The sequence below is a fragment of the Nocardia sp. NPDC004654 genome (assembly GCF_040609595.1).
GTDB lineage: Bacteria > Actinomycetota > Actinomycetes > Mycobacteriales > Mycobacteriaceae > Nocardia.
This window is the reverse complement of the sequence record NZ_JBEXKI010000010.1, coordinates 126971-152876: the sequence shown is the minus strand read 5'-3', so window position 1 is coordinate 152876 and position 25906 is coordinate 126971. Positions and strand designations below refer to the sequence as shown.

Genomic DNA, 25906 nt, shown 5'->3' with positions numbered 1-25906 from the left:
AAGGCCGCGCCGGAACGGTATCGGCGTGACTACTCGTCGTCGAGACCGGCGGACAGGTATGCCGCCGCCGCGAGCCATTGCCTGCACTGCGGTCCGTGCACCTCGTGGACGTGCAAGATCTCACGCGCTCTGCGGTAGGTGAGGCCGCCGGGTTCGGCGCCGCAATCGGCGGTGGACACTTCGCTCACGGCGCGTGGCCGCAAGGTCTCGACACCGGTGCCTCCGAGAAGGAAGTCCCGGTGGGGAGTTCGAAATGGCTGGCTCATGTCGACCGCCCCTCGCGTCTGGCGATGGGGAGGCGAATTGTCTGGCGACGCCGGCGCGAACTCCCTAGCACGTCTCCCCGCTATCTACCGCCCGAGTTTAGAGCCGCGTACCTTACAGATGCAAGTACATTTGCACGAACGACCAACAGGTATGTAAAACGGCGGCCACCGAACGATTCGGTGGCCGCCGTTGTGGCACAGCGTCTTTCCCAACGTGGCACCCGGCCATTTCCTGACGTGTCAGGAATTCATCGGTGCGGACCACGTTCTCGATGACGCGTCACGCTATTTTCGGTGCCGCACGGCTTTTCGCCGACGCGTCGGGTATTCGGTTCCGTGTCAGGGTTTGCGCGCAACGGCGCCGTACGCGGAAATGGGCCGGATCTCGCCCACCTCGGCATTCTGGGCGCGCCACTGGGTGATGGAGGTGAAGCCGGGCTCCACCATCTCCAATCCGTCGAAGACCGCCTTGATCTGGGCCTGTGTCCGTGGCACATACGGAACGCCACCGGTGCCGGTGTAGTTCTCGCAGAGGGTCACGTACTCCTTGCTGTCGTCGGTGCCGTCCCACATCACCAGGTAGCTGCCCGACGGCACGGCGTCGAGCACAGTGCCCACGATCTCCAGCAGCTTTTCGTAACTCTTGGCGTGGCCGAGCACGCCCATGAACATGACGGCGATCGGCTTGTTGAAGTTGAGCACGTTGCGCGCGTCGGCGACGATCTGATCGGTGTCGTGGAAATCGCAGTCCACGTAGGTGGTGACGCCCTCCGGCGTCGTGCTGGTCAGCAGCGCCCGCGCGTGCGTCAGCACCAGCGGATCGTTGTCCACGTAAACGATTTTCGAGTCCGGCGCCACGCTCTGCGCGACCTCGTGGGTGTTCTGCATGGTCGGCAGGCCGGTGCCGATGTCGAGGAACTGACGAATACCGACTTCGCTGGCCAGGTAGCGGACCGCGCGGATCAGGAACTGCCGCGACTGCACGGCCATGGTGGTGATGTCGGGGTCGACCTCGATGCCCGCGTCGCCGGCGATCCTGTCGATTTCGTAGTAGTCCTTGCCGCCCATCCAGTAGTTCCAGATTCGCGCGGAATGGGGAATGTCGGTCCGGATGAGTGGGCTGTGGTCTTCGGGCATCGCGTAGGACTCCTCTGGAACATATGTGCGTGGCCGGATGTCCGCCGCCCTTGACCGATGTGCGGGGCGCGCCGCGCGCGTCTGACTCCGTGGTTGTCGCGAATGGACGGTCATCCGATGTGCTCTGTGACAGTACAAGATTCGGTTGCCGCGAGCGGTCCGGATGCGCGAGGTGAACGGGGGCTTTACACGACTCGGCGAATCACCGGCATCAAAACCGGCCGGTAGGTCCGAATTATTCTGCGCCGCATGGTGAACTTCGTGCTATCGTCCGAACGTAGGTGCAAATGCAAGAACGTTTGAGCGTGCATCTGCAAGCACTCAAGCCGTAAGTCCCTCACACTGGCAGTAACCGAGGAGTGGGAAATGTCGGGTACAACCACGCACAAGATCACCAGCGCCTGGCGCAAGAGTTCGTTCAGCGGACCCAGCGGGGGCAACTGCGTCGAAGTGGCGGAGGTGTCCAATGGCCTGGTCGCAGTACGCAACTCGCGCGACCCCGAGGGCGCTGTCCTGTTCTACACCCGTCCGGAGATCGACGCGTTCGTCCGTGGAGCGAAAGCCGGAGAATTCGACGATTTGACTAGCTGAAAGGTAACATTGCGATCGGTGCGGTGTGTCTCGAAATGACAAGTATGTGACACACTGGTGGGCAACCAAGAGTATCGGAGACGAACTCCATGATCGCAGAACCCAACGACGACGGCATCGTGCAATCGGTTGTCGCGGAGCGTGGTCCGACCGTGCTCCGGATCGCCCTGGGTGGGCAGTTGCGCAAGCTACGCGAGAGTTGCAACATCACCCGCGAGGCCGCGGGTGACGCGATCCGTGGTTCGCACGCCAAGATCAGTCGTCTCGAGTTGGGCCGCACCGGTTTCAAAGAACGCGACATCCGCGATCTGCTGACCCTCTACGGCGTCAGCGATCCCATGGAACGCGAACAGTTCCTGACGCTGGCCAGGCAGGCCAACGAGCCCGGCTGGTGGCATCGTTACAGCGATCTGCTGCCGTCCTGGTTCGGCACTTACCTAGGCCTGGAGCAGGCGGCCAACAAGATCCGCACCTACGAAGCGCATCTCGTGCCCGGCCTGCTACAGACACCCGAATACGCAAGGGCCGTACTGGCTCTCGGCTACGACGACGCCGACACCGATCGGCGCGTGGCCGTGCGTCAGCGCAGGCAGGAGATCCTGCACCGCACCGATCCGCCGATCGTCTGGGCGGTGATCGACGAGGCCGCGCTGCACCGTCCGGTGGGCGGGCCGCAGGTGCTGCGCGAGCAGATGGAACACCTCATCGCGCTCGCCGCTCTGCCGAACGTCACCCTTCAGGTCCTGCCGTACTCGGCGGGCGAGCACGCGGCCGCGGGCAGCTCCTTCAGCATCCTGCGCTTCGCCGAGCCCGAGCTACCCGACATCGTGTACCTCGAGCACCTGACCAGCGCCCTGTACCTGGACCGCAGGCAGGATCTGGCGCTGTACCTCTCGGTGATGGACCGCCTGAGCGTCCAAGCCTTGCCGCCGCAGAAGTCGATCGAGATGTTGTCGTCGATCGCGGCCGGACTGTGACGATCACGCGTCGGCACTGAAGATTACAAGCGGTCTCTTTTCGCTTCCCGCGCGGCGGCGCGTGCGGACCGAAAGCGATTGATCGCGTAGACATCCGGGTCGCCGTGCGCACTCGCCGAGCGGGGGACCGCACGGACCATTCATACAGTTCGCAGGAGTGCGAACCGCCGTGAACCGTAGAGAACAGCGTGAAGGCGGAGATGGCCGCCTGGGTGAGCGTCCGGATGACGCGAGGGAAGTAGGTCGCGATGTGCGTCGCGCGCCGAGACCTCGCGGACGGAGGTGGTGTCCGGAGAGGCTGTCGCAGGCGAGACCCATTGGCGCGCAGCGTTGTTCGGCTGCGGCGCCGCGAGGTGAACCGGCTACTGCTTGATGAAGGTGGACGCGATGCGCCAGAAGGTCGCCGGTTGGAGCGCCTTCAGGTCCCAGTCGTCGGCCATGGCGTGCGCCGTCGATACGATCCGATCGATGTCGAAATCGTTCCGGGTGGCCGCGCCGGTGGACTCGACGGCATCGATGACGAACGCGACCGCCGTTTCTCGCGAGTACGTGGTATTTCGGTGGCCGCTGCGGGCCGGCGATGTGCTCATAGTTCTACCGTTCGCTGGCTGGTCGGCCAGTGCGGCCTCGGCGAACCCGAGCCGGCCGCCGACTAGTGGTTGGTCCATAAGACGTCCCTGATGTAGGCGGCAGCAAACTTCCGGCGACTTTGCCATCGGTTCGCCCACGCGGCCTCCCCTGGTTGTCCCCTATATAGCTATGCGGAACTGAGTTTATGTCCGCGTGCCTTTCAGATGCAAGTACATCTGCACGATCGATTGTATTCGCACAAAAGGTTTTTCACCCTTCCCGCTCGAGTCGCCGACCGTTCCGACCGGACGGTTCATCGGATCGGCGTCTCGGCGTCCAGGTTTCCGCTCGCCCGCACGGTCCGCTGCGCACTGCCGGGTGGGCACTTGGCCAGGTCGGAGGCTGCTCGCCGGGGTGATGTCGCCGTTCCGGTGCGGACGGCGCGGCGCGGCGGGGCGGACCGGACGGCGTGCGATCTTCGGGCGGAGTGAAGTGTCGTCATTCCGCCGACGGGCGTAGCCGCGGCGAGTCTCGAATCGGTGACATCGAAAATCGTTCCGGAATCGCGCGGAAAACAAGCGCTCGGGTGGCGCGGATAACTCGGCCGACGGAACCGACTTTGGGATCACGCCGATCGAATCCGCTGCGACGCAGAACAATCAGCAATCAATCAGCTACCAATTGCGGAGACCGCGTCCGCCAGTGGCGTATCCCCCGCGACGAGCGCGAGTGTGGTGCGCACGGTGTTCGGAGCGGACAGCAGGGCGGCCAGAACGGCGGCGACATCGGCGCGGGCAATAGTGTCGCGACCGATCGGATACTGGCTCAGGGTGACCAGGCCGGTGGCCTCGGTATCGAGCAACCTGCCGGGGCGGAGGATGGTCCAGTCCAGATCGCGGGCCCGAAGATCGTCCTCGGCTTGGGTTTTGGCGGCTATATAGGCGGCCCATACCTCGTCGGTGCCCGGCGCGGGCGGCTGACCAGCCCCCATGGTGGAGATCTGCACGAAACGGCGCACACCCGCCTGCTCGGCGGCGTCGGCGAGCAGCACCGAGCCGCCCTTGTCGACGGTGTACTTGCGGGCCGCGCCGCTACCGGCCCCCGCGCCCGCCGCGAAGACGACGGCATCGGCTCCGGCGAGCGCGTCGACGAGCGCGGGCAGGTCGGTCCGTTCCAGATCGAGCACGACCGGGCGCGCTCCGGCGGCGGCGACGTCGTCGGCGTGGTCGGGGTTGCGGATCAGGCTCGACACGGAGTGACCTGCGGCGGCGAGCGTTTCGGCGAGCAGCAGGGCGATCTTGCCGTGTCCACCGGCGATCACGATGCGCATGGGTGTCCTTTCCGGTAGCGGGCGAACCGTCAGCGTTCGGGTCCGCCCGGGTTGCACGAGGCCTGCACGGTTTCGGGATAGCCGACGGCGGGCCGCCACGGTTCGAGATTCCAGCTCGGCTTGTTCGGCTGCACCAGCCGCGCCCAGTCCCAGTGACAGACGAACTGGTCGCGCATGCCGGGAGCGTCGGCGGCGGGGGACTGGACGAGCACCTCCTGCCAGGCCCGCTCGTCCGAACCGGGATAGGTGGTGCGGCGGCCCGCCTCCGAGGGGAAGACGAGCAGGCGTGGGCCGTCTACGTTCTCGGTCCACTCGACGTGGTCGACCAGCGGAATGCCCTCGTACGGATCGACCGTCGGCTGCGCCGCGAGGGGCGTCGCGCGATCGGAACTCGTGCTCGGCGGACGCGTGGGCGTCGCGGAGGTGGCGGACAGCGGCCGCGAGCCGGTGCTGGACGGCGACGCGGTGGACGCCTCCTCGGCCCCGCATCCGGCGACCGCGACGGACACCAGCAACGCGAACCCCGCACCCCGCGCCGGGCGTGGTCGCCGGTCGTGTGCTTTCCGCGTCCGCTGTCTCACTATCGATCCCTCCCGAGGCGCTGTCGCGTCCGCGCGGCGCGGACGTCTCCGTCGAGCGTAATCGCGCGCGGCGGGACGGCCTTCGCCGACAACTCGCGCCAGCCGGGAAGGAGGGCGTACCTCCGCCTTCGCCGCGGCCGCACGCGGGTCTGCTGGGGACCGCGTCCGACTACGTCGGCCGGGACACCGAATGTGGTGTCTTGCCGCGCGGGCATCGATCCGGCAATCATCGGCCGATGAAGCGTGCACTGATCATGGCGGGCGTGCTCGGGGTCGTCATCTCGGTGTCGGCGCCCGACGGCACCGGCTCGGCGAACCCTGCCGAGCGGCCGGGGACCGTCACGGAGGTGTCTCCGCTACCGGACGTGGTCGCCGTCGCGAATGCGGGCGCCGCGCTGCGGCTGGTCTATTGGTCGCGCGGTCCGCGCGGGCCGATGCGCAGCGGCGGCGCGATCTATCTGCCGCAAGGCGCGCCGCCGCCGGGCGGCTGGCCGATCGTCGCCTACGCGCACGGCACGGTCGGGATCGCCGACCACTGCGCGTTCACGCTGCAGCCGCGCCGTTTGTACCTGGACACTGTCTACCCGGAGTTGCTCCGCGCGGGCTATGCCGTGGTGCTGACGGACTACGTCGGCCTCGGCACCCCCGGCACCCACCCGTATCTCGACGGCCCCTCGCAGGCGCGCAGCATGATCGACGCCGTGCGCGCCGCACGTGCGGTGGTGCCGGAATTGAGCGATCGGTGGGCCGTGCTCGGGCAGTCCCAGGGCGGGCAGACCGCCTTGTTCACCGCGCGTACCGCCCCGGAAGACGCCCCGGAGCTGCGGCTACGTGGCGCGGCCGCCACCGGTCCGCCGTCGAATCTCGAGCATCTCGCCCCGCTGATGGGCCCCTGGGTGCCGCGACTACCGCTGCGGATGACGACCGCGTATTTCGCCTCGATCATGGCGGGGCTGCGCGCGACCGCGCCCGAACTGGATGTGGACGGCTACCTGACCCCGGCGGGCAGGGAAGTGCTGGACGTGGTCGAACGGGAATGCGTCACCGAGGCAGACGCCCTCGTGCGCGACATCTCGATCGGCGAGATGCTGGCCGAGCCGTTGTGGGATCCGGCGCTGCTCGCCGCGGCGCGCGCGATGCTGCGGATACCGACCGAGGGGCACACGGTGCCGCTGTTCATCGGCCAAGGACTGACCGATCGCGACGTGCCCGCGCCGTTGAGCGCCGGACTGGTCACCGAACTGACGCTGGCCGGTGCGGATCTGCAAGTCGTGGTCTACCCCGGCGACCACCTGGCGACCGCGCGCGATTCGCTGCCGGACACGCTGGCCTTCCTGCACCGCGTGCTGGACAACCCGTGAAAGCTCAGCGCCACAGCGAACGGCAGGGCAACCTGCGCAGCTCGGGCCGGATCTTGCCGTCCACCGTGACGGTCAGCCCCGCGTGCAGCGCCGCGGTGGTGAACTCCCACGCCTCGGTGCTCGTCGCTGCGTACTCGAGGACGATCTCGTCCTCGGGCGTCGGGCCGTCGAAGTAGACAGTCACGCGCCGAGTCGGCGCGTCCGCGACACCCCGCCGATGTTCTGCGATGTGCTGCGTGCCGTCCATGTCACGGTCTCCTTCCGGGCCGGCGCGGCCTCGCGCCGGTTACTCGACGGTAGATCCCGGACCATAGCGAAGAACATGTTCCATCCCACTGGCTGGACAAGTCACAGGGCTTCGCGGGCCTCGGTGGGGATTCTCACGAGTGTGTGTGCGCGCCGGTCACAGCGTGTCATGACCAAACTTGTGAGAAGTCCACACGTTGCCTGTCTTTTTTGCCATGCCGACCGGGCATTGATCAGGATGATCTCCAACGTTGGACCCACTGGGGAGGCACAGTCCATGAGAAAGGCCCTACGTTCGGTGCGCGCGCTCGGAGCCGCGGCGCTCGGCGTGCTGATGGTGGTGGCGGTGGCCGGAGCGAGCCACAGCGAACCGCTCTACCCGGCGCCGGACCCGGACCCGTTCTATGCCGCGCCCCCGGACCTGGCCGACAAGAAACCCGGCGACGTGATCGCGGTGCGCCAGATGCCGCCGCTGCTGGTCTTCCCGGACACCACCATCACCCTGGTGCGTTTCCGCTCGACCAACTCCACAAGCAAACCGATCGCGGCCACCACGACGGTGCTCACCCCGAAGGCTCACCGCGCGGACGGCCCGCTGCTGTCCTTCCAACACATCATCAACGGGCTCGGCGCCGAGTGCTCGGTCTCCCGGGTGCTCTACACCGGCGATCCCAATCTGATCGTGCGCGAGGCGCCCGGCTGGAACGTGCTGTTGCAGCGCGGCTGGACCGTGGCGCTGCCCGATCACCTCGGCCCGCAGTTCGCCTACGGCGCGGCGAAGCTGGGCGGTCAGATCACCCTGGACGGCATCCGCGCGGTCAAGCAGGTGTCGGAATTGCGACTGGCGCAGAGCCCGACCGCGATGGTCGGCTATTCCGGCGGCGGAATGGCCACCGCGTGGGCCGCCGCGCTCGCGCCGGAGTACGCGCCGGAACTCCAGCTCGCGGGCGCCGCGATGGGCGGGGTGCCGATGAACCTGGTCAAGATGCTCGAGGGTCTCGGCCTCGGTTCGCATCCGGTGTTCGGTCTCGCGCTGGCCGCGGGCCTCGGCTTGGAACGCGAGTATCCGGAGCGGTTCCCGCTGAGTGAGCAGCTCAACGATCGCGGGCTGGCCGCGCGAGACGCCATCGCCAACAGCTGCACCAACGACATCATCGCGACGGGCGCGGGGCGCGGCGCGATGGACTTCGCGAAGACGACCTCGATGATCGACGACCGCGACGCGCGCGCGGTGGTGGAGGAGAACAGCCTCGAGCTCTACGACGGCGTGCCGCGCACACCGGTGTTCGAATGGCATTCTCCGATCGACGGATTGGTTCCGGTCGACGCGATCGTCAACACCGGCCGCAGGTGGTGCGCGGCGGGCGTGCCGGTGCAGGCCGAGCAGATTCCGGTGCCCGATCACCTGACCGCGGCCGTTCTCGGCATCCCCACCGCGCTGAGCTGGCTCGACGCCCGCTTCCGCGGCGAGCCCGCGCCGAGCAACTGCTGACGCCGACCGAGCCGAATCCGCCTCGAGGCAGGCGGATTCGGCTCGGTTGTTGCGATTCGGCGTCATGACACACACAACTCGAGCACGGACCGGCTGCCGCTTCGGCGCGTCCGGTTAGCCTGAGTCCCTGGCCCCCAAGGGGCATTTCGGGGGTCGACGGCCCGATCTCTTTGGGCACCAGGCGAACCCGACGTCGCACCCAGAGGCGTGTGCCATGAGATCTTTGCGTGCCCTGCTCCTGACAGCCCTGCTGGTCGCTTCGGCGGGGATGGGCCACGCCGCGGCCGATCCGCCCGCTGTACCCGCACCGCCCCCCGGGCCGCCGCCCGTCCTTCCCGATCTGTCCGGACTGCCCGCGCTGCCCACCGTTTCGGGATCGCTGCTGCCCGGCGTGCAGGAATGGATCGACCGGGTGATTCCGCCGCCTCCGATCGTTCCGACACCGCGCCAGGACGGCGCGGTACTGGAGACCGCGGGCGTCTCGCCGACACTGGCCGCGCTGCACGAGGCCGCGCTGCCCTCGGGAGTCGGCGATCCGATCTTCGATTTCTGGCCGCCCGACCTCGCCGACTACGCGCCGGGCGAGATCATCGAGGTCCGTGATGTCACCGCGACGGCGGGTTTGCTCGTACTCGTGCCATTCCGTCAGGCGCTGCTGATGAAGTACCGCACCACCGATGCGCACGGCAGACCGTCCTTCGCCACCGCGACCCTGGTCGTCCCCGCCGGCGCGTGGACCGGTGACGGCGATCGCCCGGTGGTGGTCAACAACCTGCCGATCGACGCGCTCGGTCGCGACTGCACCCCCGGCTACAGCCTCGCCAACGGCTGGACCGACAACACCAGCGTTACCGACTTCATCCCGCCCACAACGCAATTGGCGATCTTGCGCGGGTACGCGGTGCTGATCCCCGATCACGAGGGCCCGTGGATGGCTTACGCCGAACCGTATGTCGCGGGCCACGCGGTGCTCGACAGCATCCGCGCCGTGCGAAATCTGCTGCCCGAGGAGTTCGGCGCCAGCGCTTTCGGCATGTTCGGCTACTCCGGCGGGGCCATCGCCACGCACGGCGCGGTCAAACTGATCGGCGGCTACGCGCCGGAACTGTCCGAGGTCGTGGTCGGCGCCGCGCTGGGCGGCGTACCCGCCGACTACGAGATCCTGGCGCGCAGCATGAACGGCAATCTGGCCTCAGCGGTCTTCATGGCCGCGGTGTTCGCCATCGGAAGGGAGCGTCCGGAAATCCTGGCGCGAATGAACAATCTGGCCAAATGGATCGCGACCTCACCGGCGAAGGACCTGTGCGGCAGCACCTTCGGTGCGGTCGGTGTGCTGATGCTGCCCATCGACATCGCCGCGAACTTTCCCGACCCGCTCGGCTCGGAGTTCGCCGCCGAGATCTACCGCGTGACACGCATGGAGGACATGCCCTCCGCGGTGCCGCTCTACATCTACAACGGTGACCAGGAGTTCTGGATCCCGGCCGAAGGCGCGCGCAATCTCTACCGCGAACAGTGCGGGCTCGGTGTCACCGCGGTCTATCGCGGGGTGCTCGGCGAACATGTGATCGGGGCGGCCACCGGTTACCCGGAGGTGGTGCTGTGGCTGGACGAGCGGTTGCGCGGTGTGCCCGCCCCGAACGAATGCTGATGTCCCGGCGAACGTTGCGCTGACCCGCCGCGGCGCGATTCAACAGTATGACGCCGCACTTCGACGTACCCTCCGCCGCCCAGCAAGCCGCGGCGCTGGTCGGGCGCCACTTCCGGCTCGCCGACCGCTACGAGGTCAGCCGGGAGAAGGTTCGCGAGTTCGCCAAGGCCGTGCAGGACTATCACCCGGCGCACTGGAGCAAGGACGCCGCGGCGTCGCTCGGCTACGGCGGACTCGTCGCGCCGCTGACCTTCCCGGCGATCGTGTGGCTGCAGATGCAGCGAACGATGTTCGAGACCGAACTGACGGGCTACGACGTCAGCCAGGTGCTGCACACCGAGCAGCGGGTGCGGGTGCACCGCCCGATCGTCGCGGGCGACGAGTTGGTCTCGGAGTGCACGTTCGAATCGTTCCGCCAGTTCGGCGCGAGGGATCTGCTCGTCATCCGGAATCTGCTCAGCGACGGCGCGGGGCGGCCGCTGCAGACGACGCACAGCACCGTCATCGCGCAGACCGGCGTCGAGATGGCGGGCGATCTCGCCGCCGCCGTGGCGGGCGTGATGATGAGCGGCCAGAGGCCCGCGGCGCCCGACAGCGCCAGCCCGCATCCCTCGGCGGCTCGGCTCACCGAGCGCGCGGCGGGCCCGCCGGACGCGCTCGACGACAGCGATCGACGCGGGCTGATCCGCTTCGAGGATCTACGCGTCGGCGACGAACTGCCCGCGCACGAGGTGGCGCTCTCACGCGGCGACCTGGTCAACTACGCGGGCGTCTCCGGCGACACCAATCCGATCCACTTCAGCGACGAGGTCGCCAGGGCGGTCGGATTGCCCGATGTCGTCTCGCACGGGCTGCTGACCATGGGCCTCGGCGCGGGATATCTGACCTCGTGGCTGGGCGATCCCGGCGCGGTGGTCGACTACGGCGTGCGCTTCGGCGGTTTCGCGCCGGTGCCCGCGGACCGGAAGAGCACGATCGAATTCAGCGGCCGCGTCAAGGAATTGGATCCGGCGCTCCGCGCCGCGACCGTGCAAGTCGGCGCCACGTGCGGTGCTCGCAAGTTGTTCGGCAAGGGCATCGCGCGAGTGCGGCTCTCCTGATCGGCTCACCCGCCCTGCAGCAGCCACTGTTGGCTGAGCCGCAGGTGGTTCGCCGACCATGCCGAGATGACGGCGGGATCGGAACCAGCAGGCGGAGGCGGTGCTTCGCCGGGGTACAGGCCGTTGTCGTTCGGCGCGCCGAGCGCCGTCGCCGCCGGCCTGCTGGGCGGCTCCGCGCCAGGAGCCGGTTCTCCGATCGGTGCCGCCTGCGCAGGAAAACGCGTGGTCGTCGGAATCTGCGGACGCTGCTCCCTGGTCGGTTCGTTGGGGTCGAATGGATCGGCCGGGTCGCCGGGGTCGAGGGGCCTCGCCTGCGCCGACCCCGGCGCCGGCCGGACCGGATTCGCCGGTGCGACGGCCGGGTGCGTTCCCGGCTGGTGGGTGTCCTCGATCATGATCGGCGGCGCCGCGTCGGGTCGCGCGGTATCGGGGGTGGCGGGCGCCACGGCGGGCGGGGTCGTCCGGTACGCCTCGCGGGTCCACGTCGCGTCGTCGGTACCGCGCGAGAGCGCGATGCCCGACGCGGCGAGCACCGCGACCGCCGCCGCGCCGAGCGGAAGCGCCACACCCGCGCGCCGCCGCTCGCCGGTGGCGATCGGGGCGGCGGGTTCGCCGCTGGGATCTTGCGGCAGCTGAGCGGCCGCGATGCGGGCGGCGCCGACCGCGGCGGCGGGGTACTGGTCGTCCACGGTGACCGCGGGAATCTGGAAAACGCGCTCGAAATCGCCGAGCAGCTCGGGAGCCACGGGTTGCGCGCCGCAGAGCACGACGCCGTCCAGCGTCAGGCCCTTGGCCAGCAGCGCGGGGCGCACGCGATCGAGCGCTTCGGCCGCGGGATCGGGTCCGGCCCGCCACGCGGCCGAGGCGAGGATCCGCGAGCGCGCCGCGTCGGTGAGGATGAAGGTCAGGTCACGATCGGCGATCTCCAGCGCCAGAATGGTCTCGAATCGGTCGAGGTCGGCGACTTCCCGCACGTAGGCGAGCAGTGCCGCGCGCACCGAAACGAGCGAGGACGTCCGCCATCGGCCGGTGGCCAGATGGGTGACGATGTCGCGCCGTTCCTCCACCGTGCGGTAGGTCAGCGCGATGTTCTCGATGAGCGAGAGGGTCCGGTCGGCCAAATTCTCGAGGGCCGCCGCGATCGACTCGGCCGCCGTGGCCTCGCCGATCTCCCACTCCACCTCCTCGAGCGGGGCCGATGGCGGTTCGTCCGCCACCGGATTGGAGAGCAGTACCGCGCGAACCGTCGTTCGGTCCGCCGTGACACCCACGGTCGCCATACGAATCACCTCTGCCTACACGATTCTCCTACTCGATTCGTCGCGGGCCGGTGTGCCGATGGGCCCGAGACCTGTCTGCCACACACTCGATATAGCGGCGGAATGCGCGGAAACGTTAGCGCGATGATTGCCAGGGCCGGTCCTGGGCGTCGTGCGCGTGACCGAGTTGTGCGTCCTATCGGGGAGGGGTTCCGGCTCGTGGCTGGTGCTCGGCCCCAACGTGCCCGTGCGCCTGTGCATGCATTCAGAACGATACCGCCGTGTGCCCTGGAGCGTCGCCCTCGATTCATGGCATCATCGGTGGATGCGTGCTCCGGAAGTGCGACTCTCGGGCGAAACCCCTTTTCCCAGAAAGCTTCCCGGCCCGGACGGCGGTCCGACCGTGTTGCGGATGCTGCTCGGCGGTCGATTGCGGCGATTACGCGAGGCCGCGGGCATCTCGCGCGAGGACGCGGGCGAGTCGATCCGCGGATCGCACTCCAAGATCAGCCGCTTGGAACTCGGCCGTACCGGGTTCCGCGAACGCGACCTGGTGGACCTGCTCGCGCTCTACGGCGTGACGGATCCGACCGAGTGCGCGGAGTTCCTCGAGCTCGCCCGCCAGGCCAACGCCTCGGGCTGGTGGCACCGCGACAACGACTGGCTGCCGAAGTGGTTCGACACCTACCTCGGCCTGGAGCAGGCGGCCCGATTGATCCGCTGCTACGAGCCGAGAGCGGTGCCCGAGCTGCTGCAGACCGCCGACTACGCGCGGGCCCTGCTGTCCCTCGCGCATCCCAACGAGTCGTTCGCGGCGATCGAGCGCCGGGTGGCGTTGCGGATGCGCCGCCAGCACATCCTCACCCGGCCGGAACCGCCCCGGATCTGGGTGATCGTGGAAGAGGCCGCGTTGCGCAGGCGCATCGGTGGTTCGGCGGTCTGGCTCGAACAACTCGACAGGCTGCTCGAGGCGGCCGATCAGCCCAACATCACGCTGCAGGTGCTCGCCGACCACGTCGGTGGCCCGGCCCTGGCCGACGGCGCCTTCACGATGCTGCGCTTCACCGAGTCCGATCTGCCCGACATCGTCTATCTCCAGCAACTGACCAGCGCGCTGTATCTGGACAAGCAGTCCGACATCGCCGCCTACCGGGCCGTCGCCAACATGCTCTCCGTGCACGCCGCACCGCCCCAGTACACGCGCGGGCTGCTCGAAGCGCTGCGCGATCGTCAGCCGCCCACCGTGGACGAGCCGACCGGGCAGGGCTGAGCCGAACAGGCCAGCCGAGACGACAGACGGACAGACCGCCCCGGCGGACGCGACGGTGTTGGGAGCGGTGTCGCACCGACCGGGACGGCCTGCCTCAGCGGCTCCGGAACTCGTCGCGCGGCGGGCCGCTGCGGGTCGGCCTGCCGCCGGAGCCGTCCCGGCGAGCATAGGCGCGGACACGGTGCGCGGACAGGTCGGCGAGCGGACACTGGGGCATGTCCAGCCGGACGCGAGCCGAGCGTTGGTTTCTCACAACGACGCGGCGCGTGTCGGCCCGCCGAGTGTCCGGCGAAGCGCGGTTTCGCCGAGCGGTCGAGCCGAGCGGTCAGTACGAGCCGGGGGCGATCGTCCCGATGATCGGATGCTGGGCGGCGTCCTCGGCGCCGCCGGTGAGCAGGCGCTTGAGGATCTTGCCCGTCTCGCCGCGGGGCAGCGAGTGGAGGAAGGTGACGTCGCGCGGCACCGAGAATCGGCTCAGCCGATTGCGGATGTAGTTGCGGACCATATCCGAATCAAGGCCCGACCCTTCGCGTTTCACCACGAAGGCGGCGAGGCGCTGGCCGTATTCGCGATCGGGGACGCCGACCACCGCGACCTCGCGGACCTGCGGCAGATAGGCCAGCGCCTCCTCGACCGGTCGCGGGAAGACGTTCTCGCCGCCGGAGATGATCATCTCGTCGTCCCGGCCCGCGATGAACAGCTTGCCCGTGGCGTCGAGGAAGCCGAGATCGCCGGTGTCGAGCATGCCGTCGGCCTCGTCCGGCGGCGCGGCGTTGACGTAGCCGTCGAAGAGCATGTGATTGCTCACGTAGATGTGCCCGGTCGCGCCGACGGGCAGCGGCTTGCGGTCCGGGCCGAGCACCGCGACCTTGGTGCCGAGCGGCGGGCGGCCCGCGGTGGTCGGCGCGGCGCGCAGGTCGGTGGGGTCGGCGATGGTCGCCCAGGACACCTCGGTGGAGCCGTAGACGTTGTAGAGGACGTCGCCGTAGGCGTCCATGAAGTCGAGCACGGTGCTCGCGGCGAGCGGCGCGCCGCAGCTGGCCACCACCCGCAGGCTGGAGGTGTCGTAGCGGGCCCGCACGTGCGCGGGCAGCTCCAGGATGCGGTGCACCATGATCGGCACCGCGATGAACGTGCTCACCCGGTGTTCGGCGATCAGGCGCAGGCAGTCCTCGGCGTCGAACTGCTCGGGAAGCACCACGGTGGAACGCAGCGCGGTGCTCAATTGCAGCGCGGCCAAGCCCCAGGTGTGGAACAGCGGCGCGGGGATGAGCATGGTCTCGTCCATCCGCAGCGGAATACGGGACAGCAGCGCCGCGATGGTGCTGAATCCCTTGGCGTGCGGACGGCGCGCGCCCTTCGGGGTGCCGGAGGTGCCCGAGGTCAGCACGATCAGCTTGCCCGGGTGCGCGGGCTTGCGAAAGTCGTTGTGCCCCATACCCGCGAGATCGTCGAGGGTGGTTCGGCCCGGCACCGGCTTGGCCCGGTCGGTGGCGTAGCGCTGAAGATCGGCGTGCAGATACTGCACGAGATGGTCGAATTCGCCGTCCACGAACAGCGCGGTGAGCTTGTCGCGCTGCACCACCTCCTCGATGCGCCGTGCGGGCAGGCCGGTGTTCAGCAGCGCCACGTCGATGCCGAGCTTGCCCGCGGCGACCATGGTCTCGACCATTCCGCCGTGGTTGCGCGCGAGCAGGCCGATGGCATCGCCCGCCGCGAGCCCGAGCATCGACATGGCACCCGCGATGGCGTTGGTGCGAGCGTGCATCTCCGCGAAGGTGCGTGCGCCGCGCGCGTCGATCAGCGCGGTGCGCTCCGGTGCGAACGCGGCCGCCGCCGCGTAACCGCCCGCGAGGTTGAACCCCCACTCGGAGAGTCTGCGCAGCTGTTTGAAGCCGAGGTCGGGACGGTGGGCGCGCACCACGCCGGTGGCCATCATCTGCCTCGCCACCTCCGCGCGGCGGCGGACCGGTGAGTTCTCGCCGTTGACCACGACCGAGGTGGTCGCGCCGCGCACCAGGTCGGCGATGCGGCGCAGGCCGCGCTCGGTCCAGGCGATGATCGCGCCGTTGCCGAGCTTCGCGACGGCCGGATGGATGCGGCCCGGTCCGAAGAAGGTGACCGAGACGCGGGTGCGTTCCTCGGTGCCGCGCAGCCGGATCGAGGCGAAGCTGCCCAGCGTCGGGCTGACCAGCTCGAGGCTTTCGTACCAGCGGCCGATCCGCAGCTGGATCACCTGGGTGCGGACCCCGAGTTCGGCGGTGCCGACGCGGAAGCGCAGCATCTGATGTCCACCCGCGGCTTCCAGCGGTTCGCACGCGCCGATACCAGGAAAGACGCGGGGGTAGGTCTGCGGCTCGCGGAGCAGGTCCCACACCGACTGGCGGGGGATCGCGAATTCCACGGTCACATCGATGACGTCGGTAACCACTGGCTTGCAATTCTCGTCGGCCGGTTCGAACAGCTCGGGTCGGCGGAGATTTCATTTGTAGCTCCCGCCGCAATTCTGGTCAAGAGTCCGGTATTTCACCTGGTAGGAAACTGTTTTCGGACCTATCCGGAGGCGAATTCGGCTGTGTTCGAGCACAACGCGGCTCGGGTCGCCGGGTTTCTCGGACAGCGATTTCGGAGATGCACACGGAGACGATTTCCGGGCTATTTCGGACAGCTTTGTGAGAAGTCATGATCGGGTGGCGCCGCGAACTGTCGTTCCGCCGATCGCCTCGGTTCGGGGGCTGGTCGTCGTCACCGGCGAAGCGAACGCCGGGCACCCGCTGTCGCCGGTCGCGCGGTTCCGTGTGCTCGTAGCGGGTACTGCCCTGAGGAGAGTGCGACCGGAAACTAATGTCCCGTCGGGACAATATTGGTAGGATGAGGGCATGGGCACCGACGACGCCGTCGACCTGGATGGCCGCAGGCTGCGCACCCGTCGCAGCCGCGAGGCGCTGTCGCGCGCCGCGTTCGATCTGCTGACCGAGCGGGGACTGGCCGCGGTGGGCGTGGAGGACATCGCCGAGCGCGCGGGCGTCACCCGGCGCACCTTCAGCCGCCACTTCCCGTCCATCGAGGCGGCGATCCTCGGCGACATCGACCAAGACATGCACCTGCTGAACGAGGCGCTGGCCTGCCGCCCGGCCCACGAGCCGCCGTTGCGGGCCTACCGCAACGCGGTGCACGACTGGCTGACCGCCGAGTACACCGGGGAACGAGCGGGCCTGCTCGCCCGGCGCTGGGCGCTGTTCCAGCGCTTCGATGACGAACCGGCTCTGCTCGCCGGTTACCAGCGCATCCGCAACGAGGGGCAACGCGAATCGGTGCGCATTCTGGCCGCCCGCCTCGGCGTGGACCCGGCGCGGGATCTGCGCCCGGCGACCGTCGTCGCGGCGTGTTCCGGGCTCATCGTCGCGGCCTTGCAGACCTGGGCGGCCGGGGCGGACCCGAACGGCCTGCCCGACCTCATCGAAAGCTTCTTCGACACCCTCGCCGGGGTGGCGAACGACATCCAGTGCGACATCGAGTACGAGGAGTCGGCGTCATGACCGAGGAACGCGCGGTCGGATCGGCGGGCATCGTGCGCCGGACCTGCCGACGGATGGGTCTGGACCGAAATCCCATGCGGCGCAGAGAGGATCGGCTGCAATCCGGGGTCGGCATGCTGCTGACCCTGCTGTTCCTCGCCATCGTCCCGCTGGTGGCGATCGGGATCGGCGGCCGGGTCTACGAGACGGAATCCCGGGTGGTCGAGAGTCGTCTCGCCGAACTGCACCGCGTCGACGCCACCGTGGTCGAAGTCGGCAAGGCGCCGCTGTACGCGCCGATCACGCCCGCGCGGGTGTCCTGGGTCGACGGCGCGGGCGTCACCCGTGTCGAGGACTACCGTTCCAGCACCATGGTGAATCCCGGTGCCGCCGTGAGCATCTGGCTCGATCGGGACGGCCGGGTCGTGGAGCCGCCGTCGGAGACGCGAGCGCTGAGCCGCGCGGTGCTGATGTCGAGCGCGGTGGCCGGCGCGGTGCTCGTGTGCTTCGCGACCGGCTACTACCTGCTGCGCGCGAGCCTGGACCGCAGGCGTGCGCGACTGTGGGAAACCGAATGGGCGACAGCGGGTCTCACCTGGGGCGGCCGCGGCGCGGTCTGACTGGCGCGTCGCACGATGAAGTGCGGCGTGCCCGCCGGGTAAGGGTAGGGAACAAACCACGGCAGGCACGCCACCGTGTCCGGCCACTGCGCGGCGAACGAGGGCCGGACACGGATCCGAGATTAGGCGATGGGACAGCCCCGTGTCGCCACCTCACGGAACATCCGGCGATCCTACGACCGCTCGTCGGATGTGTTGTGAGACAGCACAACCGGTGCTTTTCGGTTATACGGGGAAGAGGCTGTGCTTGCGCGGGTTGTGCTTCGGCTTGGGATCCTTGTCGCGCAACAGCCGCAGCGCCTTGCGGATCTCCAAGCGGGTCTGCGACGGCTCGATGACCGCGTCGATGTAGCCGCGCTCGGCGGCGATCCACGGCGTCGCCATGGTGGCGTTGTAGAAGTCGATCATCTGCTGGCGCACCTCGGCGCGCTGGTCGGCGGGCGTCGCCTCCAGCTGCCTGCGCCCGATGATGCCGACCATGCTCTCGGCGCCCATCACCGCGATCCGGGCCGTAGGCCAGGCCAGGCTGATGTCGGCGCCGAGCTGCTTGCAGCCCATGACCGCGTAGCCGCCGCCGTAGGCCTTGCGCGTCACCACGGTGACGATCGGCACGGTCGCCTCGATCACCGCGCGGAAGAACCGCCCGCCGCGCTTGATGACGCCGCTGCGCTCCTCCTCGATGCCGGGAAGCACACCGGGCGTGTCCACCACGAACACCAGCGGCAGGCCGAAGGCGTTGCACAGGCGGATGAAGTGGGTGGCCTTGTCCGAGCACTGCGCGTCGAGCGCGCCGCCGAGCACCATCGGCTGGTTGGCGATCACGCCGATGCTGCGCCCGTCCACGCGCGCGAAGCCGGTGATCAGGTTTTGCGCGGTACCCGCGCTGACCTCGTGGAAGGCGCCGTCGTCGAAGATGCGCACGAGGATGTCGTGCATGTCGTAGCCGACCTTGTCCGCGTCCGGGATGATCGAGTCCAGCTCGAGGTCGTGCTTGGTCATCTCCGGCTCGAGCCCCGGGTTGACGATCGGCGGCTGTTCCAGACAGCTGGAGGGCAGATAGCCGAGGTACTCGCGCACCCAGTCGAACGCGGCGCGCTCGCTGTCCGCGACGTGGTGCACGGTGCCGGTGCGCGCCTGCACGGCCGCGCCGCCGAGCTCGTCCGCGCTCACGCTCTCGCCGGTGACGGCCTTGATGACCTCGGGGCCGGTGACGAACATGTAGGACTTGTCGGTCGCGACCAGCACGTCCATATTGACCGGGCCGTACACCGAACCGGCCGCGCACTTGCCGAGCATGATCGCCACCTGCGGCACGAAGCCGGACAGATCCTCCTGGCGACGGCACATCAACGCGTACCAGGCCAGCGAGGCGACCGCGTCCTGGATGCGCGCGCCGCCGGAGTCGTTGATCGCGATCACGGGGCAGGCGTTCTCGTAGGCGAACTCCATGGCCGCGGCCACCTTGCGGCCGAACATCTCGCCGACCGAGCCGCCGTGCACGGTCTGATCGTGCGCGATCACCACGACGGGCCGGCCGTCGATGTACCCGCGGCCGGTGACCACGCCGTCGCCGTACATGGCGTTGTTCGCGCCCGGCTGGCGCATCAGCGCGCCCATCTCCACGAAAGTACCGGGGTCGAGCAGCATGCGGACCCGCTCGCGGGCGCTGGGGATCTCCTTGGCCTTGCGTTTGGCGATCCCCGCCTCGCCTGCGGGCTCCTCGGCGAGCTCCAGGATGCCCCGGAGCTGCTCCAGCTTCTCTCGCGTACCGGTCATATGTCCGTGTAGTCCTTCGCACTCGACGTGGCGCCCGGTCCGCGGTACGGAGGCGCGGCGCTCGATGCTATCGCTGATGAGACGTGCGGCACACCACGGGCCACCCTACTCATGCGACAACTCCGAGCGGGCGATACCGCGCTCTTGGTCGGATGTCCTATCGCTTCCCGGCCGCTCCGAGTTACGGGTGCTCGACAGAATTCACCGAGCGGCCCGGAAAATATTCGGTGGGCCGGGCGGTCGGACGCTCGACAATTCCAACCGGTACGATCCCGAGCTGTCGGTCGCGCCGCCATCGGCACCGTCCGCCGCGCGAAAAGCCGTGATCTGCTTGTGATTTCGCCCAACGGCTTGGGTACGGCCTGATGAAATGCCCGGAACTCGGTAACGGCTCGGGATTTCGCCCCGATCGCCGCTACTGTTCGACAGTCATGGCGGGCACACAGGCCGGTTCGGGCATCACGACTCTGCACTCGAAACTCGTGGAACATCTGCGATATCGGCCGCGCGGAGTGCCGCCCGGTGATCTCGCGACGATAACGCGGAACTGTCTGGCCGAGGCGGTGAAAGTGCTGGAACCCGGCTCTTTTCCGGCCGCTCCGGAACCGGCGGAGATCGCGGGCAGCGCGATGCGCTGGGCGCGCGAAGGCGTCGCGCTGGAAACGGTGCTCGGGGCGTATCACGACGGGATTCGTTCCGGATTGGAATTCCTCGCGGCGAGCGGCGGCGACTCCGATCAGCTGGTGGCGGGCGCCCGGTTGATCGTGCGCGCGCTGGAGATGGTGACGGTGGGGGCGTCGACGGCCTACGTCGAGGAACACCGGCTGGTCGCCAAGGAGCATCAGACGGCGGCGCAGACCCTCGTCTCGGCCCTGCTCAGCGGGCACGGCGTGGCCCAGCTGGCCAAGCAGACCGGCATCAGCATCGCGCCGTCGTACCAGGTGGTCGCGGTGTCGATCCCGCAGCACAGCGACGAGTTGCGTCCCGGCGGCGGCGCGACGGCGGGGCGCCGGAAGCTGCGCAGGGTGCAGGCCGCCTTGGCCAATCCGCTCGGCTCGCGTGCGCTGTCGCTGCTGTCCACCGAGGGCGGCACCGTGCTGGTGCCGATCGATGAGGCCTCCGCGCTCACGCCGTTGGCCATGACCGCCGAGGTGCTCGACGTGGTGAGCGAGGCCGCGGAAGTCCCGCTGACGGCGACGGTCACGGCCGGAGCTCGTTGCCGCATACCGGAACTCGCCGGACGCGCGCACGATCTGCTCGGCAGGATACGGGCGGCGAACCGTCCTCCCGGCTTGTATCCGGTGGCGGACCTGGGGGAATCGTTCGGTTGTGACGGGCCCCAGCAGGCCAGAGGGGCGGTAGTCACCTCGCCCAACAAACCGCGAATGGGGCGTTCGGCCTGAGTTTTCGGCCTTATCGTCGGATAAGCCTCGATGTTCGAGGCGGGCAAGGAGTTCGACCAGTGACCACCGCGTCGACCGATCTGGACCTGCTGCGCGAACTGGAACCGGTCGCGGAGCGTCTCCTCGACGACCATCTCCGCAAGGCGAAGGCCTGGCAGCCGCACGACTACGTGCCGTGGGACGACGGCCGCAATTTCGCCGCCCTCGGCGGAATCGATTGGGAGCCGGGACAATCCCGGCTGTCCGAAGTCGCTCAGGTCGCGATGATCACGAATCTGCTCACCGAGGACAATCTGCCGTCCTATCACCGGGAGATCTCGGAATCCTTTTCGCTGGACGGTGCTTGGGGCACCTGGGTCGGCCGCTGGACCGCCGAGGAGAATCGGCACGCCATAGTGATGCGCGATTATCTGGTGGTGACCCGCGCGGTGGATCCCGTCGCATTGGAGGCGGCGCGCATGCGGCACATGACGACCGGAATCGCGAAACCTGTCAAGGGGCCACAGTTCCTGCGTTCGGTGGCCTATGTGACGTTGCAGGAATTGGCGACCAGAATCAGTCATCGAAATACCGGGGCCGCGTGCGCCGACCCCCTCGCGGAGCGTATGCTGCAACGAATCGCAGCCGACGAGAACTTGCATATGATCTTCTATCGGAATCTGAGCGCCGCGGCCCTCGACCTCACGCCCAACGCGATGCTGCGCGCGATCACCGACATCGTCACCCAGTTCCAGATGCCCGGTTTGACCCAGCCCGGCTTCCGCCGCAACGCCGTACTGCTGGCCAAGCACGGCATCTACGATCTGCGCCAGCATCTGGACGTCGTGGTGCGGCCCGTACTCCGCGCGTGGAACGTCTTCGAGCGCACGGACCTGTCTGGCGACGGGGAGCGCGCCCGCGACGAGCTGCACGCCTTCCTGGACGACTTGGAGCAGCGGGCGCGGCGCTTCGAGGAACAGCGGGAACGGGCCGCGGCCCGGCAGGCGGAGCGGGCCGCCGCGAGTTCATGAGCAGCCGAGTCTCGATCGCCGCGGCCGCGTTGGCCGTGCTCGCCGCCGCGACCACCGCGCCCGTGCTTGCCGAAGTGCTCGCCGCGCCCGCGAGCCCGGCGGCCGCGCCGACCCAGGCGCCCGCGGTCGATCCGAAGATGACCAGGACCGGTCTGCTGACCATCGAGAGCCTGGGTCCGCGCCGCGACCGCCTGCACATCGCCTCCGCCGCGATGCGCCGGGTCATCGAGGTCGACGTCCTGCGCGGCTCGGGGTCGGGCCCGCGCCCGACGCTGTACCTGCTCGACGGCGTCGACGGCGAACCGACCTCCGGTTGGCTCACCAAGGGCGGCGCGGAGCAGTTCTTCGCAGACAAACCGGTCGATGTGGTGCTCACCACCGGCGGCACCGGCAGCATGTACAGCGACTGGCAGCGCCACGACGCCGCGCTGGGGCTCAACCGCTGGGAGACCTTCCTCACCGACGAACTGCCGCCGATCGTGGAATCGCTGCTGAAGTCCGACGGCCGTCGTGCCATCGCGGGCGTCTCCATGGGCGCGCAGGCGGCGATGATGCTCGCGCAGCGCCATCCCGGCCGCTATCTGGCGGTCGCGGGAATGAGCGGCTGCTATTCCACTGCCGATCCGCTCGGTCACGCCGTCACCACGATCACGGTGGCCTCGCGCGGCGGGAACGTGGAAAACCTCTGGGGCCCACCGAATTCCCCCGAGTGGGCGGCCCACGACAGCCTGCTCGGCGCGGACAAGCTGCGCGGCACCGCCATCTACCTGTCCGCCGCCTCGGGCGCCCCCACCGCCGCCGATCTGGCCGCGGTGGCGGCGGCGCCGTCGGTCGTCGACGCGCTGCGCCTCGCCGGGGGAGGCGCAGCGCTCGAGGCCGGGGCCCGCGCGTGCACCGAACGGTTCGCGGGCAGGCTCGCCGAACTGGGGATTCCGGCCGAGGTCGAGTACTCGGACGCGGGCATGCACACCTGGCCGGACTTCGAGGCGCAGCTGCCGCGCGCTTGGCGGGTGCTGGCCGGGGCGCTAGGGGTGCCCGCGACCTGACCTCGCGGTGGAATGGGCGAGCGGCGGGCGCGTTGACAACAGGTATGACCGCGGCACTGCCTTCCGTTCGCTTCTCCATCCTCGACCGCTCTCGGGTGCGGCGCGGGCAGTCGCATCCGGCGGCGCTGCGCGAGACGGTCGAATTCGCGCGGCTGGCCGAGGAGTGGGGTTACCACCGGTTCTGGGTGTCCGAGCACCACAGCGTGCCGGGCGTCGCCGGGTCGGCGCCCACCGTGCTCGCCGCCGCCGCGGCGTCCGCCACCTCGCGCATCCGGATCGGCACCGGCGGGGTGATGCTGCCCAACCATCAGCCGCTGGTCGTCGCCGAACAGTTCGGTGTGCTGGAATCGCTCTACCCGGGACGGATCGATATGGGCCTCGGCCGGTCGGTCGGCTTCACCGACGGGGTGCGCCGCGCGCTCGGGCACGACAAGGCCGACGCCGACGACTTCGACGACCGGCTCGCCGCGGTGCTCGACTACTTCGCGCACGGCAGGCACGGTGTGCACGCCTGGCCCGCGGAGGGCTTGCGGGTGCCCGCGTTCCTGCTGGCCACCGGCTCCGGCGCGGAACGCGCCGCGCGCTTCGGGCTGCCACTGGTCGTCGCGGCGGTGGCGGGCAACGATCGGATGGTCCAGGCGATCGAACGCTACCGCGCGGAATTTCGCGAAACCGCCTGGGGGAGTGCGCCGTATGTCGTCGTTTCGGGCACCGTCCTGATCGCGGACAGCGCCGAGGAAGCGCGCAGGATGCTCCTGCCGGAGGCCTGGTCGAGCGCGTACTCGCGCACCCGCGGCGAGTTCCCGGTGTTGCTGCCGCCGGAGGAGATCGAGTCGGTGCCGATGACCGAACGCGAACGCCGCCTGGTGGCGGAATCGATGCGGGATCAGATCCACGGCACCGAGGACGAGGTGGCCGAGGCGCTGGAGCGGCTGATCACCCGGACCGGAGCGGACGAGATCCTGGTGCACACCAGCACTTTCGATCGCGCCGCGCGGCTCGAGTCGCATCGACGACTGGCGCGGCTCACCGGGTTGCTCCCGGCCGCGGCGCGGCGGGCGGCGTAGGAACCGCCTCAGCGAAATCGCGCCTCGACCGCGGCGTACCCGAACAGCCGACGGCCCTCGCAACGCAGGTCCACCGCGAGGGTGGCGGCGCGATGGCGTCGATCCAGCGCGGTGATCCGGCCGCGGAGGGCGAGACGGACCCGCTGCGCGGCTCGGACGCGCAGGCCGTGGACGCCGGGGGCGACCTGGGTGCGGAGCCTGGTGATGGCGGCGGGATCGCCGAGCCAGTCGGTGAGATAGCCCGTGGCGAGGCCGGTTTCGTAGATGCCCGGCGGCTCGGCGCTCGGCAGGCCGGTCACGTACGAGTACTCGGCCAGATCCGCCCCGGACACCTCGAGCAGCTGGACCGGCAGTTGATCGCCGACCGAGAGAGAATCGAAATCAACTGTGGTGCAAGGTGTTCGGTCGTAGGAGTGGGCGAGCGCGGTTTCGGCGCTGCGCCGGTCGGCGTAGGCCTCCGCGACTCCCGGCGCGGTGACGGCCCGCACCCGCCCGAGCACCGTCGTCGTACCGGTGTGCACCGCGCGACCGGCGCCGTCGACCAGCGCGCTCCTGATCGTGAGCACCTCGTAGTCCGAGAAATAGCAGGAGGATTCGACGTGCACCCGGCAGTCCAGCCGATCGCCCGCCAGCAGTGGCCTGGCCAGATCGAGCACGTGGTCGGCGTGCAAGACGCGCGGTGCGGTGTGCGGCGCGGCGCCGCCGGTGCGCGGGGAGTGCAGTAGATCTCGGTACAGGTGTCCGAGGAACACGGTGGCGAACGTCGGCGGGGCGACGAGGCCGGAATACCCGAGCCGGTGCGCGGCGTCTTCGCGCAGGTGCGCCGGATGGAAATTGCGAACGACGCGGGCGAATTCGCGAATTGTCTCGGCGCGCACCACACCGCGCCGCGACGCCGGGACGTCGTGATACGACGGTGATTCGGTGCGAGACACAGGTGTGACGAGATCGGTCATATTTTGCTCCAGAATTGCCGTGCGGGGGAATGCTCTCGCCGATCAGGCGCGCGGACCGAAAGGGGCGGCGAGCGCGGGCACCTGATCCGGTGTCACGGTGGCGACGACGTCCACCCCGGCGCCGAGGAAATCGCCGAGCGCGCGGTCGATGTGATCGGCCGAGGTGACGACCACCGCGTCCCTGGCGCCGATGTCGCGCATGATCCTGGCCGAGTGCTCGGCGTTCTGTACCGTCGACGCGGCGTCCGACTCGACGATCACCCGCTCGGCCGGAATGCCGCGTGCGATCAGCCAATCCGCCATCGCCCGCGCCTCCGTGACGCCGTTGCGCGGGTTTCCGCCGGTCACGATGACCGGCGAGGCGGGAGCGAGCAACGCCTGCACGAATCCGGCGTGCAGGCGTGCGAGCAGTTCCGGGCGCATCTCGCCGTCGGGGAGCAGGCCGTAGCCGAGCACCACGATCGCGGTGCCGGGGCCGCGGAAACCCAGTGCGGGCAGCGCCGAGGCGAAGCGGGGCAGCGGCGGGGACGCCGCGGCCGAACCGGTGCCGCCGTCGGCCATCGCGCACGGCGCGTGAAGCAGCGCGGTAACCACCGTCGCCGCGCCGAGCAGACCGCGCATCGTGCCGCGGCGGGACCGCCCTCTCGGAAACATCGGGTGCAACATGAGCATCTCCATC

24 protein-coding genes are annotated in these 25906 nt (G+C 69.1%); 13 read left to right on the top strand and 11 right to left on the bottom strand.

Features of this window, described 5'->3' with window-relative positions; genetic code table 11:
* Positions 1 to 29: 29 nt before the first annotated feature.
* Both ABZV58_RS30185 and ABZV58_RS30180 read right to left on the bottom strand, forming a co-directional pair.
* Complete coding sequence (locus tag ABZV58_RS30185) at positions 30 to 188, bottom strand: hypothetical protein (protein ID WP_355003578.1); 159 nt, start codon at positions 186 to 188, stop codon at positions 30 to 32.
* Between the two features lie 417 nt (positions 189 to 605).
* Positions 606 to 1403: an SAM-dependent methyltransferase gene (locus tag ABZV58_RS30180; RefSeq protein ID WP_355003577.1), complete on the bottom strand. Its 798-nt coding sequence runs from the start codon at positions 1401 to 1403 to the stop codon at positions 606 to 608.
* 366 nt (positions 1404 to 1769) lie between these two features.
* Here ABZV58_RS30180 and ABZV58_RS30175 point away from each other — a divergent pair, with 366 nt between their 5' ends.
* Entirely contained in the window at positions 1770 to 1994 is a 225-nt protein-coding gene (locus tag ABZV58_RS30175; protein WP_141811104.1) for a DUF397 domain-containing protein, read from the top strand.
* A gap of 89 nt (positions 1995 to 2083) precedes the next feature.
* Positions 2084 to 2971 carry a helix-turn-helix transcriptional regulator gene (locus ABZV58_RS30170; RefSeq protein WP_355003576.1) on the top strand — a complete coding sequence of 296 codons (888 nt, stop codon included), beginning with the start codon at positions 2084 to 2086 and terminating at the stop codon, positions 2969 to 2971.
* 362 nt (positions 2972 to 3333) lie between these two features.
* On the opposite strand, the gene ABZV58_RS30165 is transcribed toward ABZV58_RS30170, so the two are convergent.
* From ABZV58_RS30165 to ABZV58_RS30155, 3 genes are all read right to left on the bottom strand, one after another.
* Positions 3334 to 3561 carry a hypothetical protein gene (locus ABZV58_RS30165; protein ID WP_067778370.1) on the bottom strand — a complete coding sequence of 76 codons (228 nt, stop codon included), beginning with the start codon at positions 3559 to 3561 and terminating at the stop codon, positions 3334 to 3336.
* A 650-nt stretch (positions 3562 to 4211) separates the two neighbouring features.
* Positions 4212 to 4871 carry an NAD(P)H-binding protein gene (locus ABZV58_RS30160; RefSeq protein ID WP_355003575.1) on the bottom strand — a complete coding sequence of 220 codons (660 nt, stop codon included), beginning with the start codon at positions 4869 to 4871 and terminating at the stop codon, positions 4212 to 4214.
* Between the two features lie 29 nt (positions 4872 to 4900).
* Positions 4901 to 5380: a DUF2599 domain-containing protein gene (locus ABZV58_RS30155; protein WP_355003574.1), complete on the bottom strand. Its 480-nt coding sequence runs from the start codon at positions 5378 to 5380 to the stop codon at positions 4901 to 4903.
* A 308-nt stretch (positions 5381 to 5688) separates the two neighbouring features.
* Here ABZV58_RS30155 and ABZV58_RS30150 point away from each other — a divergent pair, with 308 nt between their 5' ends.
* A complete protein-coding gene (locus tag ABZV58_RS30150) occupies positions 5689 to 6813 on the top strand; it encodes a lipase family protein (protein ID WP_355003573.1) in 1125 nt (374 codons plus the stop codon).
* Between the two features lie 4 nt (positions 6814 to 6817).
* On the opposite strand, the gene ABZV58_RS30145 is transcribed toward ABZV58_RS30150, so the two are convergent.
* Positions 6818 to 7060, bottom strand: a complete 243-nt coding sequence (locus tag ABZV58_RS30145) for a hypothetical protein (RefSeq protein WP_355003572.1) — start codon at positions 7058 to 7060, stop codon at positions 6818 to 6820.
* Positions 7061 to 7393: 333 nt separating this feature from the next.
* Here ABZV58_RS30145 and ABZV58_RS30140 point away from each other — a divergent pair, with 333 nt between their 5' ends.
* The 3 genes from ABZV58_RS30140 to ABZV58_RS30130 all read left to right on the top strand — a co-directional run bounded on the left by ABZV58_RS30140 (position 7394) and on the right by ABZV58_RS30130 (position 11302).
* Positions 7394 to 8551: a lipase family protein gene (locus ABZV58_RS30140; protein WP_355003728.1), complete on the top strand. Its 1158-nt coding sequence runs from the start codon at positions 7394 to 7396 to the stop codon at positions 8549 to 8551.
* A gap of 214 nt (positions 8552 to 8765) precedes the next feature.
* Entirely contained in the window at positions 8766 to 10202 is a 1437-nt protein-coding gene (locus ABZV58_RS30135; RefSeq protein WP_355003571.1) for a lipase family protein, read from the top strand.
* 47 nt (positions 10203 to 10249) lie between these two features.
* A complete protein-coding gene (locus ABZV58_RS30130) occupies positions 10250 to 11302 on the top strand; it encodes a fused (3R)-hydroxyacyl-ACP dehydratase subunits HadA/HadB (protein ID WP_355003570.1) in 1053 nt (350 codons plus the stop codon).
* A gap of 5 nt (positions 11303 to 11307) precedes the next feature.
* Here the strand turns inward: ABZV58_RS30130 and ABZV58_RS30125 are convergent, their stop codons facing one another.
* Positions 11308 to 12582 (bottom strand): hypothetical protein, encoded by a 1275-nt coding sequence (locus ABZV58_RS30125; protein ID WP_355003569.1) that lies wholly within the window; start codon positions 12580 to 12582, stop codon positions 11308 to 11310.
* Positions 12583 to 12973: 391 nt separating this feature from the next.
* On the opposite strand from ABZV58_RS30125, the gene ABZV58_RS30120 reads away from it, so the two are divergent.
* A complete protein-coding gene (locus ABZV58_RS30120; protein ID WP_355003727.1) occupies positions 12974 to 13831 on the top strand; it encodes a helix-turn-helix transcriptional regulator in 858 nt (285 codons plus the stop codon).
* Between the two features lie 325 nt (positions 13832 to 14156).
* Here ABZV58_RS30120 and ABZV58_RS30115 read toward each other — a convergent pair whose 3' ends face one another.
* Positions 14157 to 16262, bottom strand: coding sequence for an AMP-binding protein (locus ABZV58_RS30115; protein ID WP_355003568.1), 2106 nt, complete (start codon positions 16260 to 16262; stop codon positions 14157 to 14159).
* A gap of 448 nt (positions 16263 to 16710) precedes the next feature.
* Here ABZV58_RS30115 and ABZV58_RS30110 point away from each other — a divergent pair, with 448 nt between their 5' ends.
* Together ABZV58_RS30110 and ABZV58_RS30105 are read left to right on the top strand one after the other, a co-directional pair.
* Entirely contained in the window at positions 16711 to 17370 is a 660-nt protein-coding gene (locus ABZV58_RS30110; protein WP_355003567.1) for a TetR family transcriptional regulator, read from the top strand.
* Positions 17367 to 17969: a hypothetical protein gene (locus ABZV58_RS30105; protein ID WP_355003566.1), complete on the top strand. Its 603-nt coding sequence runs from the start codon at positions 17367 to 17369 to the stop codon at positions 17967 to 17969. The genes ABZV58_RS30110 and ABZV58_RS30105 overlap by 4 nt, the downstream gene beginning before the upstream one ends.
* Before the next feature lie 225 nt (positions 17970 to 18194).
* On the opposite strand, the gene ABZV58_RS30100 is transcribed toward ABZV58_RS30105, so the two are convergent.
* The gene (locus tag ABZV58_RS30100) at positions 18195 to 19745 is read right to left on the bottom strand and encodes an acyl-CoA carboxylase subunit beta (RefSeq protein ID WP_355003565.1); all 1551 of its coding nucleotides are present in this window, start codon (positions 19743 to 19745) and stop codon (positions 18195 to 18197) included.
* Between the two features lie 431 nt (positions 19746 to 20176).
* Here ABZV58_RS30100 and ABZV58_RS30095 point away from each other — a divergent pair, with 431 nt between their 5' ends.
* Genes ABZV58_RS30095 through ABZV58_RS30080 form a run of 4 tightly spaced genes read left to right on the top strand, consistent with a single transcriptional unit; the run spans position 20177 to position 24271 of the window.
* On the top strand, positions 20177 to 21148 hold the full coding sequence (locus ABZV58_RS30095) for a transcriptional regulator (protein ID WP_355003564.1): 972 nt from the start codon (positions 20177 to 20179) through the stop codon (positions 21146 to 21148).
* Between the two features lie 59 nt (positions 21149 to 21207).
* Entirely contained in the window at positions 21208 to 22158 is a 951-nt protein-coding gene (locus ABZV58_RS30090) for an acyl-ACP desaturase (RefSeq protein WP_355003563.1), read from the top strand.
* Positions 22155 to 23204, top strand: coding sequence for an alpha/beta hydrolase family protein (locus tag ABZV58_RS30085; RefSeq protein ID WP_355003562.1), 1050 nt, complete (start codon positions 22155 to 22157; stop codon positions 23202 to 23204). The genes ABZV58_RS30090 and ABZV58_RS30085 overlap by 4 nt, the downstream gene beginning before the upstream one ends.
* 44 nt (positions 23205 to 23248) lie before the next feature.
* A complete protein-coding gene (locus ABZV58_RS30080) occupies positions 23249 to 24271 on the top strand; it encodes an LLM class flavin-dependent oxidoreductase (protein ID WP_355003561.1) in 1023 nt (340 codons plus the stop codon).
* 8 nt (positions 24272 to 24279) lie between these two features.
* On the opposite strand, the gene ABZV58_RS30075 is transcribed toward ABZV58_RS30080, so the two are convergent.
* A complete protein-coding gene (locus ABZV58_RS30075; RefSeq protein WP_355003560.1) occupies positions 24280 to 25227 on the bottom strand; it encodes a MaoC family dehydratase N-terminal domain-containing protein in 948 nt (315 codons plus the stop codon).
* Positions 25228 to 25269: 42 nt separating this feature from the next.
* Positions 25270 to 25893 carry a YdcF family protein gene (locus tag ABZV58_RS30070; protein WP_355003559.1) on the bottom strand — a complete coding sequence of 208 codons (624 nt, stop codon included), beginning with the start codon at positions 25891 to 25893 and terminating at the stop codon, positions 25270 to 25272.
* Positions 25894 to 25906 lie beyond the last annotated feature (13 nt).